Below are 2,185 nucleotides of genomic sequence, written 5' to 3' on the forward strand. Positions count from 1 at the left end.
CGGCTGAGTCGTGGAACGGCGGGTTGCACAGCGTCGCGTCAAAGCATTCGTTTTTATGGATCACGCCGGTAAAGATCGCCGTGGCGTCTTTTTGACGACGCAGGCGAATCTGGCGGCTCATTCCCGGGTTGCCGGCGATAATGGCCTGCGCGCTGGAGATCGCCTCCTGGCTGATTTCACTGCCGGTAAAACGCCAGCCGTACTCATGTGCGCCGATCAGCGGGTAGATACAGTTTGCGCCGGTGCCGACGTCGAGAATGCTCGCGTTCTCGGGAATAGTGCCGGTATCCAGCGCCAGCAGGTCGGCGAGATGGTGGATATAATCCGCCCTTCCCGGCACCGGCGGACACAGGAAACCATCCGGAATATCCCAGTGTTTCACCGCGTAAAAGTGCGCCAGCAGCGCCTTATTCAGCGCCTTCACCGCGAGTGGGTTGGCAAAGTCAACGGTCTGCTCGCCCGCCGGGTTCAGGGTGATAAAACCCTCGAGCTCGGGGTGAGCCAGGCAGAGCTCGGGCAAATCATAGCGTTGATGGTGACGGTTACGCGGGTGTAACCCCGGTTTCTGGGCTTTCATGGCAATCTCCTTTGAACAGCCGCGTAAGATACCCGTTGACGGCGGCGCGGTAAATAAGGGAGTCTGGATATCTCCTCTTCGGTTACGGATATTCTATGTATTTCTATCAACCTTCTCAGGGACACGGTCTGCCGCACGACCCGCTTAACGCCATTATCGGGCCGCGCCCGATCGGCTGGATCGCCTCGCTGGATGCGGCAGGACAGCGCAATCTCGCGCCCTACAGTTTCTTTAACTGCTTCAACTATCGGCCACCAATTATCGGCTTTGCCAGCAGCGGTTGGAAGGATAGCGTACAGAATATTGTCGAAACGAAAGAGTTTGTCTGGAACCTGGCGACCCGCCCGCTGGCCGAAGCCATGAACGAGACTTCTGCCAGCCTCCCGCGCCACGAAGATGAATTCACTCGCGCCGGGCTGACCGCCGCCGCCAGCCGGATCGTCGCCGCCCCGCGGGTGGCGGAAAGCCCGGTGAACTTTGAGTGTCGCCTCTCGCAGTGCATCCGCCTGACCGCCGCCGACGGCACCCCCGTCGACAGCTGGCTGGTACTTGGCGAGGTTGTCGCGGTCCATATCGACGAGTCGCTGCTGGAAGAGGGTGTCTATCAGACCGCCAAAGCCCAGCCGATCCTGCGCGCCGGTGGCCCGAGCGCCTACTACGGTATTGATGAAAGCCAGCGGTTTGATCTGATCCGCCCCGACGCCCGCTAGCGCCATCTCAGCGCTGGCTCGCCGTTCGTTCGCCACGACGTTATTCGCGCGGGCGAGCGGCGTTTGCGCAAAAAAATCGTTGTTTAGCCTCAATTTTTTATCCTGATTATCCTGCGGCAAAAGCCTAAACTTAGAGTATGTCCCATGCCGTTAATGAGGATATGCTCATGAGAAGATCTCTGCTGCTACTCGCGACTGTCGCCCTTGCCGCCGCCTCCTTTACTGCCCAGCCCGCAGCCCCCCTCTCCGCTCCCGCCGACACCGGCCCGCTGCGGCCTTCAGGCACCGTCTCCGCCTCCGGCGCCAGCAATCTTGACGATCTGCAGGCCCAGCTGGCGCAAAAAGCGCATCAGCAGGGGGCGATAGCCTGGCGAATCAACTCTGCCGGCGGCACAAACAGGATGGCAGGCACCGCCATCATCTATAAATAACCCCCCGACGGCCCGGGCAGGAAGCGGACTTCCCACCGCTTTGGCCCGCGTTCGCCCTGTTCTCTGCTGACAAAATCGGTTTATGTAGAAAAAATGTAGCGAATGTAAATAAATGTATTTATTTTTTTATAAATGAGTGATAGAAAATCTGCCGTTGTTTGATAATGCTTATCACAATCATTATCAAAAGCATTGTTGTTGTAACAAACACCTGCAGTGGTCGGGGGCACGGCATCGCTTTGCCTGCGGTCTTAATGGCTCAAATTAAAACTATAAGTTGCTCATTGAAATGGATAAAAAACATAATTTACCGTTCAGCAGTTTTGGCTCGCTGACGATCTTTACCGGCCTGTGTCTGAGCCTGTCGCCGACAGGCCAGGTGCTGGCAGCCGATAGCACTGAAAAAAACGGCGGTGAAACGCTGGTGGTAGAGGCGCAGGCGCCCTCGCTGTATGCCCCAACCCCTG

Annotated in this window: 3 protein-coding genes; 2 read left to right on the top strand and 1 reads right to left on the bottom strand. The window is 57.6% G+C overall.

Going from position 1 to position 2,185, the window contains the following annotated elements; translation table 11 throughout:
* Positions 1-577: RlmF-related methyltransferase (locus PFH44_RS26980; RefSeq protein ID WP_283826748.1), on the bottom strand; the 577-nt coding region annotated here is incomplete at its 3' end.
* 95 nt (positions 578-672) lie between these two features.
* Between PFH44_RS26980 and PFH44_RS26985 the strand changes: the two genes are divergently transcribed.
* Positions 673-1,287: a flavin reductase family protein gene (locus PFH44_RS26985; RefSeq protein WP_045854562.1), complete on the top strand. Its 615-nt coding sequence runs from the start codon at positions 673-675 to the stop codon at positions 1,285-1,287.
* A 167-nt stretch (positions 1,288-1,454) separates the two neighbouring features.
* The gene (locus PFH44_RS26990) at positions 1,455-1,718 is read left to right on the top strand and encodes a YdgH/BhsA/McbA family protein (protein ID WP_283826749.1); all 264 of its coding nucleotides are present in this window, start codon (positions 1,455-1,457) and stop codon (positions 1,716-1,718) included.
* The last annotated feature ends 467 nt before the right edge of the window (positions 1,719-2,185 follow it).

The organism is Klebsiella sp. Ech2A, assembly GCF_030078455.1.
In the GTDB taxonomy this organism is placed as follows: Bacteria; Pseudomonadota; Gammaproteobacteria; order Enterobacterales; family Enterobacteriaceae; genus Klebsiella; species Klebsiella terrigena.